The sequence below is a fragment of the Streptomyces sp. CBMA156 genome, from assembly GCF_014596515.1.
Lineage (GTDB): Bacteria > Actinomycetota > Actinomycetes > Streptomycetales > Streptomycetaceae > Kitasatospora.
Window position 1 is genome coordinate 1 of record NZ_MSJQ01000186.1, and the last position, 8,021, is coordinate 8,021.

Genomic DNA, 8,021 nt, shown 5'->3' on the forward strand with positions numbered 1-8,021 from the left:
GCCCGGGTCGGAGCCGGCTCCGACCCGGGCGGCCGCCGCACCGGGCAGGCCCGCCGGAGCCGGGACGGCGGGCGGCGACTCGCCCGGGCGGCACGACGGGAGCAACTACGACAACCTCTCGCCCGAGGGGAAGGAGGCGCACGACACCGAGAACTGCGCTCAGATACCCGGGAAGAAGAAGGGCAGCTGCAACGAGCCGCACCGCAAGTGCCGGGAGGCCGGTGCCACCGCGACGTCCTCGGCGGGCGTCGCCCTCACCTGCCGGACGTACGCCAGGGACGGACGGCTGCGCTGGCTCGCCGCGGGGGAGTGACCCGGAGCCCGCGGCGCAGGGCGCCGGTGCGGCATCCGCAGACGGGTCAGACGGGTCAGACGCGTCGGACGGGTCGGACGGGTCAGACCCCGTCCGGCGCGCTGCTGACGTGGAAGAGCGCGGCGCGCAGGTCGTGCACCGCCTGCTCCATGTCCACCAGGGCGTGCAGGGAGAGCACGACGTCGTCGGAAACACCCATCAGCCGGGCCGCCCGCAGGACCTGGGCCCGCTCCTCCGCCGCGTAGACGCCGTCCGCGCCGCACATCAGGATGGCGTGGTACACGAGGTGCGGCGCGGCCTGCCAGGTCTCCACGTCGGTACGGATGGCCGGCAGCAGGTCGTTGAGGTCGGCCCCGCGGAAGTCGAACTCCCGGTAGAGCTCGATGACGTCCTCCGGTGCGCCCATCCGCCGCTGGTGGTCGATCAGCCAGTCGAGCTCCGGTTCGCTGACCTCGCCGTCGGCGCCGGCGATCACCATCAGGGCCTTGCCATAGTTGAGGAAGGCCTCCCGGGTGGTGGCCGACAGGCCGTAGAGGTGTCGGCACAGGTCGCTCATCGGCAGCAGGTGCGGTGTGTCCACGTCGTGTCCTCCCGATCCGGGCCGGTGCCCGTCCCGTCCCGGACGGTGTCCGGCTCCCGGCACCCGATCTTCGGTGCTCCACCGGTGCGCGGGCGGCTGATCCGGGGCAGGTCCACTCCGTCGGTCGATCGACCGGTGGAATCCCCCGGACGACCGGAACGCTTCCCGCCTCTGGCCGGGGTCTGCGGCCCTATGTACGTTAGAACATAACTGCCGGAGGCGATAGGTCCCGGCGAGCACGGAAGGACCCCCCGCATGACCGACCCCACCGCGCCCGCCCGCTGCTGCATGCCGTCCGGGGGAGGAGCGGTGGCTCCGCCCCCGGCTCCGCTCCCGTCGCCGCGTCGGTCCGACCGCACCGAGGGGACGGTGCTGCTGCCCGGCGGCGAGTTCCTGATGGGCACCGAGGACGCCGAAGGGTTCCCCGGCGACGGGGAGGGCCCGGTGCGCCCGGTCCGGCTGGCCCCGTTCCGGATCGACGTCCACGCCGTCAGCAATGACCGGTTCGCCGCCTTCGTCGCCGACACCGGGTACCGCACCGAGGCGGAGCGCATCGGCTGGTCCTACGTCTTCGCCGCCTTCCTGCCCGGCGAGCTGCGCCGCGGTGCTCCGCGCCCCGGGCGCACCCCCTGGTGGTGCGGGGTGGAGGGGGCCGCGTGGGACCGGCCCGAGGGCCCGGGCAGCGGCGTCGAGGGCAGGGGCGACCACCCGGTGGTCCACGTGTCCTGGAACGACGCGGCCGCGTACGCGTCCTGGGCCGGCAAGCGGCTGCCCACCGAGGCGGAGTGGGAGTACGCGGCGCGCGGCGGCCTGGAGCAGGCCCGCTACCCGTGGGGCGACGAGCTGGACCCGGAGGGGGAGTACCGCTGCAACATCTGGCGCGGCACCTTCCCCACCAGGAACACCGCGGCCGACGGCCATCGCGGCACCGCCCCCGTCGACGCCTTCGAACCCAACGGCTTCGGGCTGTACAACGTGTCCGGCAACGTCTGGGAGTGGTGTGCCGACTGGTGGACCACCGACCACCCGGCGGGCCGTCCGCCGGTCGGCCCGGCCGGTCCCGCCGCGGGCACCGACAAGGTCATCAGGGGCGGCTCCCACATGTGCCACAAGTCCTACTGCAACCGCTACCGGGTGGCCGCCCGCACCGCCAACAGCCCGGACAGCTCCAGCGGGCACGCGGGCTTCCGCTGTGCCGCCGACGCGTGACGAGTTCGGGGTGGGAGTCTTGACATCCGCCTACCGGCGGGTAAATCTGTCGGTCATAAGTTCCTCAGAACATAGGTGCGGCCCATGCAGCTCGACTATGTGATCCTCGGGGCGCTGGCCCTGCGCCGCCTGTCCGGCTACGACCTGCGCCGCTGGATGGACGGACCGGGCCGGTTCATCGGGTACGGCGTCCAGCTCCCGCACATCTACCGTCGGCTGGCCAAGCTCCTGGAGCGCGGCTGGGTCGACTTCGAGGTCGACCCGCGCGAGGGCCGGCCGGACGCCAAGGTCTACCGGCTGACGGAGGAGGGCCGCACGGCGCTCCTGGAGTGGGCGAGGTCCCCCTTCGAACCGTCGTCGCGCCCCAAGGACCCCGACTTCACCCTGCGCTTCTTCTTCGCCGGGCAGCTCGACCCCGAGATCGCCCTGGACCTCGTCACCACGGAGCTGGAGTACCGGCTCAAGCAGCACGCGGACTCCTCGGCCATGCCGATGCCCGATCGCTACGACCCGCAGATCCCCGAACTCGACGCCGCCTGGGCCCGCGAGGTCCACACGATGGCCCACGAGCACGGCTACGCCTTCGGCGCCTCCTACATCGCCTGGCTCCAGCTCACCAAGGCCCGGCTGGAGTCACGGCTCGGCCGCTGAGCCGCGCCCGCTGCGCCCGCCGCACCCCCACGGCCCACTCCCCGCCAGACCCCACGGCACACCCCTCGGCCGTACCCCTCACGGCGCTCCCACCCACGGCGCCGTCCCCGGCACACCCTTCCGCCGTACTCCCACGGCACCCCCACGGCACCCCCCACCCGCACCGACCGGTCGTCCGGCGTCCCCCGCGCCGGGCCGCACCGGCGCGCGCCCCTGCCCAACTCCCCCCTCGGAGTCCCCCCGTGCGCATCATCTACGTCGACGTGGACACCCTCCGCGCCGACCACACCACCCCCTACGGCTACCACCGCCCCACCACCCCCCACCTCCAGGCCCTCGCCGACAAGTCGGTCGTCTTCGACCGCTACTACTGCTCCGACTCGCCCTGCCTGCCCTCCAGGACGGCCCTGACCAGCGGTCAGTTCGGCATCACCAACGGTGTGATCGGGCACTTCGGTCCGGCGGCGCAGTTCCGGCTCGACTCCGGGCACGGCCCCGAACCCGACCGTCCGCTGCTCGGCCAGTGGCTCGGCCTCGGCGGCCTCTACACCGCCGCCGTCTCGGTGTTCGCCGAGCGCCACCGGGCCTACTTCTTCCACGCCAACTTCCGGGAGTCCATCCGCGCCACCGCCCGCTTCGGCGACGAGGAGGCCCAGGACGTCAACCGCGCCGCCGTCGACTGGATCCGCCGGCACGCGGAGGACGACGACTGGTACCTGCACCTCACCTACTGGGACCCGCACACCAACTACACCCAGCCCGCCGAGTGGACCGAGAGGATGGCCGCGTCCGGCCCCGTCCAGGAGTGGCCCGACGAGCAGACCATCGCCGACCACGCGGAGGTCTACGGCCCGCGCAGCGCCCTCGACCTGCACTACTCGCTGACGGGCGACGGCCGGTCCCCGGTGCCGCACAACATGCCCGACGCCATCCGTTCCCGCGCCGACTTCGAGCACCTGATCAACGGCTACGACGGGGCGGTCCACTACTGGGACCACCACCTCGGCCGACTCCTCGCCGCCCTGGAGGAGGCGGGCATCGCGGAGGAGACCGCCGTGATCGTCAGCGCCGACCACGGCGAGTCCTTCGGCGAGCAGGGCTCGTACGCGGAGCACGGCCTGGCCAACGAGCCGACCCACCGGCTGCCGCTGGTCGTGTACTGGCCCGGTGTCACCGACCGGTTGCCCGCCGAGGCCCGGCGCAACGACGCGCTGCTCTACAACATCGACCTCGCCCCCACGCTGTGCGACCTCCTGGGGCTGCCCACGCCGGCGGGCTGGCAGGGCACCTCCTTCGCCCCCGCGGTGCGCGGCGAAGCCATCGAGTCCCGGCCGTACCTGGTCCTCGGCCACGGCGCCCACACCTACCAGCGCGCGGTGCGCACCCGTGACCACCTGTACATCCGCACCTACCACCCCGGGTGCTTCCGGGCCGAGTGGGAGCAGCTCTTCCACGTCACCGAAGACCCCTACCTGACCCGCGACCTGCTCGGCGAGGAGCCCGGACTCGCCGCCACCATGCGCTCCCACCTCGCCGAGTGGCGGGACGAGCACGCCGGCCGCCCCGGCTGCCTGCCCGACCCGATGCAGGCGACCCTCCAGACCGGCCCGACGTACTACAGCGACCCCGCGCGGTACGCCAGGCACCTGCGGGACACCGGCCGCGAACACCTGGCCGAGGACCTCGAAGCCCGCCTCGCCTCCCTGAACGTGCCGGTCTCCTGGCACGCGCCCGACCGCCCGCGCACCGCCGAACTCGCGGCCCGCTGGGCGGCCCTGCTGCAGACCCGCGACCAGCGGTCCGTCCAGCCCGACTGACGCGCGCGACGCCAAGGGAGTCCAGATGTCCGCCGAATCCTCGCCGCCGCAGACCGCGGTGGCCTCCCCGCCCTCCGCCGCCGGCCGGGGCAGACCCGGCCGCTGGCGCCAACTGGGGCTGCTCAGCGCCGCGATGGGCACCGACAGCGGAGAGCACAGCGCCGTGTCCGTGCTGTTCCCCGCGATGCGCTCCGCCCTGGGCCTGCCGCTGTCGGCCCTCAGCCTGCTCGTCGCCCTGGGAAAGCTCACCGGGGTGTTCTTCGGACCGGTGTGGGTGGTCCTCGCCCAGCGCTTCCCCCGCAAGTACGTCCTGGCCGGCTGCTCCGGCCTGTGGGGCGTGTGGACCATCGCCACCGGGTTCGCCCAGAACTACCTGCAACTGGTGGTGCTGTTCGGTGTCGCGGCCGTCGGCATCGCCGGCAGCGGCCCGCTGGTCAACGGCATCCTCGCCGACCTCTTCGACGACCGGACCCGGGGCCGGGCGTCCGGTGTCCTCTTCGGCTCCATCGCCCTGTTCACCGCCGTCCTCGGCCCGCTGTTCGGGCAGCTGTCCCTGATCGGGGACGGCTGGCGGTACGGGTTCTTCCTCCTCGGCACCCTGCAACTGCTGGCGGGCGTCGCCATCCTGGTGTTCTTCGAGGACCCGGGGGTCGGCGCGGCCGAACCCCAGCTCGCCTCGCTGACGGCCGGATCCCGCACGCCGCGCGGCCGCGCCTTCGACCGGGCGAGCCTGCGCCGGCTGGCCCGGATCCGCAGCTTCCCGCTGATGTGCCTGCAACGCCTGCTCAGCGCGCAGTTCGTGATGGTCGCCTTCGGCGTGGTGTTCCTGGTCGACGTCCGCGGGTTCAGCAACGCGCAGGCCTCGCTGGTGATCTTCCCCGCCGCGCTGTCGTACCTGCTCGGCACGCTCGGCGGCGGGCTGGCCGCGGACCGGGTGCAGCGCAGCTTCCCCCGCGCGGGCCGCGTCGCCGTCCTCCAGGCGGCGCTCCTGGGGTACGGCGTCGTCGCCTACGTCGCGACCCAGGTCGCCTGGACCCAGCTCGGGGTCTACGCCTTCCTCCTCTCGGTGCTGGGCCTCCTCCAGGGCGTCCAGCCGGGGGTCAACCGGCCGGTGATCATGGCCATCACGCCGCCCGAACTGCGCGGCACGGCCTTCGCCGTCTTCCTCGGCCTCGAAGGGATCGGCTGGGCCTCGATCACCCTCGGGGTCGGCTACCTCGGGGACACCATCGGACTGCGCGGCGCCTTCCTGTGGATGGTGGTCGTCGTCCTCCTCGTGAACGGACTCCTCGCCACCCTGCTGTACCGGCCCTACGCCAGGGACGTCGCCGCCGTCCAGGCCGAACTGGACCGTCGCCTCGCCGGCAGCCGGCCGCTTCCGGACGAAACCCAGGACAGGAACCCCACATGACCCACCGCCCCAACTTCGTGATCCTCATGCCCGACCAGCTCCGGGCCGACGCCGTCGGGGCGTTCGGCAACCCGCACGTCAGCACGCCGCACCTCGACGCCCTCGCGGCCCGGGGCACCCGCTTCGACCGGGCCTACGTCCAGCACCCGGTGTGCTCGCCCAGCCGGGCGTCGGTCCTCACCGGCTGGTACCCGCACACGGCGGGCCACCGGACCCTCACCCACCTGCTCAAGGAGCACGAGCCGAACCTGCTGCGCATCCTCAAGGACGCCGGCTACCACGTCACCTGGGCGGGCGCCCGCGGCGACACCTTCGCGCCGGGGGTCACCGAGGCGAGCGTCCACGAGTACGGCTTCTCGGTCATGCCCACGGTCGGGTACGGGGGCGAGTACCCCGACGGCGTCTGGTCCCGGCTGTTCTACCGGGGCCGGGTGCCCGACGACGGGCGCGTCGACCCCGACGAGGCCGCGGTCCGTTCCGCCGAGCGGTGGCTGGCGGACCCGCCCGAGCAGCCCTGGGTGCTGTTCGTCCCGCTGGTGGCGCCGCACTGCCCGTTCCAGGTCGAGGAGCCCTGGTTCTCGCAGGTCGACCGGGACGCGCTCGCCGACCCGGTGGCGCCCGGCGACCCGTCCGGCGAACCCCGCTACATGCGGGCGATCCGCGAGCGCTACGGCATCGGCGAGGTCACCCCGGAGCAGTGGCGCGAGGTCGTGGCCACGTACTACGGGATGATCGGCCGCCTCGACGACCAGCTCGGGCGGGTCATGGACGCGGTCGCCGACGCCGGTGCCGCGGAGAACACCGTGACCCTGTTCTTCGCCGACCACGGCGAGTACCTCGGCGACTTCGGGCTGATCGAGAAGTGGCCGTCGGCGATGCACGACTGCATCACCCGCGACCCCCTGATCATCAGCGGCGGAGGCTTCGCCGGGGGACAGGTCAGCGACGCCATGGTGGAGATGGTCGACGTCCTGCCCACCGTCCTGGAACTGGCGGGCGTCGAGGCGCCGCACCGCCACTTCGGCCGCAGCCTGGTGCCGCTGCTGCGCGACCCGGCCGCCCCGCACCGCGAGTACGCCTTCACCGAGGGCGGCTTCACCGTCGAGGAGGAGCCGCAGATGGAACGCCCGGGCTTCCCGTACGACCTCAAGGGCGCCCTCCAGCACGAGGACCCGGCCCTGGTGGGCAAGGCGGTCGCGGTCCGGGACCGGGAGTGGACGTACGTGTGGCGGCTCTACGAGTCGCCGGAGCTGTACTACCGGGCGGCCGACCCGCAGGAGCGGGTCAACCTGGCGGGCCGGGAGGAGCATGCCGCCATCGAGCGGCGCCTGCACGACGCCCTGCTGCGGTGGATGGTCGAGACCGCCGACGTCATCCCGCCCGTGCCGGACCCGCGGCTTCCCCCGGTCGCCCTGCCCGCGCCCGGGGCCGGCACCCCGCAGCCGGCCTGACCGCCCGCTCGCAGCAGCCCGCCACGGTCCGCACCGACCCGTCCCACCGCCAGGGAGCCCGCCATGCCCACCACGCCCCGCACCGGCCGCGGCACGCCGTGGTACGAGGAGGGCGAGGAGCCGGACTACCGGTTCTCGCTGGCCAACGAACGGACGTTCCTGGCCTGGTTCAGAACGGGCCTCGCACTGATCGCGGCGGCCCTGGCCGTCGCCCAGTTCGTCCCGCCGCACGCGCGGGGGGCGGCGGGAACGGTGCTCGGTGCGGGGCTGGCGGTGGTGGGCTCCCTGCTGTGCACAATGGCCTACTTCCGCTGGCGTTCGGTCCAGCGGGCGATGCGCCACAAACGGCCGCTGCCGCCGAGCCGGCTGCTGCCGGTGCTCGCCACGGGTGCCGCGCTGACCGGCCTCGGCCTGCTCCCGCTGATCGTGCGGGCGGCATGACCCCGGGCGAGGGCACCGAGCGGCCGGGCGATCCCGGGCTCCAGCCCGAACGCACCACCCTCGCGGGCCGCCGCACCGCGCTCTCGGCGCTGGTCGCGGCGGTCCTGGCGCTGCGTGGCGCCCTGGCCCACCGGGCCCCGGCCGAGAC

At 73.7% G+C, this 8,021-nt stretch carries 8 protein-coding genes and 1 pseudogene; 8 read left to right on the plus strand and 1 reads right to left on the minus strand.

Annotation, left to right across the window (positions count from 1 at the left end):
- Positions 1 to 313, plus strand: a pseudogene (locus tag BU198_RS15420) (hypothetical protein); the annotation flags it as partial.
- A gap of 82 nt (positions 314 to 395) precedes the next feature.
- Here BU198_RS15420 and BU198_RS15425 read toward each other — a convergent pair.
- A complete protein-coding gene (locus BU198_RS15425; RefSeq protein WP_188297425.1) occupies positions 396 to 893 on the minus strand; it encodes a hypothetical protein in 498 nt (165 codons plus the stop codon).
- Positions 894 to 1,148: 255 nt separating this feature from the next.
- On the opposite strand from BU198_RS15425, the gene BU198_RS15430 reads away from it, so the two are divergent.
- The 7 genes from BU198_RS15430 to BU198_RS44255 all read left to right on the plus strand — a co-directional run.
- Entirely contained in the window at positions 1,149 to 2,102 is a 954-nt protein-coding gene (locus tag BU198_RS15430) for a formylglycine-generating enzyme family protein (protein WP_188297426.1), read from the plus strand.
- An 84-nt stretch (positions 2,103 to 2,186) separates the two neighbouring features.
- The gene (locus BU198_RS15435) at positions 2,187 to 2,753 is read left to right on the plus strand and encodes a PadR family transcriptional regulator (protein WP_188297427.1); all 567 of its coding nucleotides are present in this window, start codon (positions 2,187 to 2,189) and stop codon (positions 2,751 to 2,753) included.
- 242 nt (positions 2,754 to 2,995) lie between these two features.
- Positions 2,996 to 4,570 carry a sulfatase gene (locus BU198_RS15440; RefSeq protein WP_188297428.1) on the plus strand — a complete coding sequence of 525 codons (1,575 nt, stop codon included), beginning with the start codon at positions 2,996 to 2,998 and terminating at the stop codon, positions 4,568 to 4,570.
- 25 nt (positions 4,571 to 4,595) lie between these two features.
- Positions 4,596 to 5,981 carry an MFS transporter gene (locus BU198_RS15445; protein ID WP_188297429.1) on the plus strand — a complete coding sequence of 462 codons (1,386 nt, stop codon included), beginning with the start codon at positions 4,596 to 4,598 and terminating at the stop codon, positions 5,979 to 5,981.
- The gene (locus BU198_RS15450) at positions 5,978 to 7,432 is read left to right on the plus strand and encodes a sulfatase-like hydrolase/transferase (RefSeq protein ID WP_188297430.1); all 1,455 of its coding nucleotides are present in this window, start codon (positions 5,978 to 5,980) and stop codon (positions 7,430 to 7,432) included. The genes BU198_RS15445 and BU198_RS15450 overlap by 4 nt, the downstream gene beginning before the upstream one ends.
- A 63-nt stretch (positions 7,433 to 7,495) precedes the next feature.
- Positions 7,496 to 7,873 carry a YidH family protein gene (locus BU198_RS15455; protein ID WP_188297431.1) on the plus strand — a complete coding sequence of 126 codons (378 nt, stop codon included), beginning with the start codon at positions 7,496 to 7,498 and terminating at the stop codon, positions 7,871 to 7,873.
- A partial coding sequence (locus BU198_RS44255) for a DUF202 domain-containing protein (protein WP_188297432.1) occupies positions 7,870 to 8,021 on the plus strand: 152 nt, incomplete at its 3' end. The genes BU198_RS15455 and BU198_RS44255, both read left to right, overlap by 4 nt.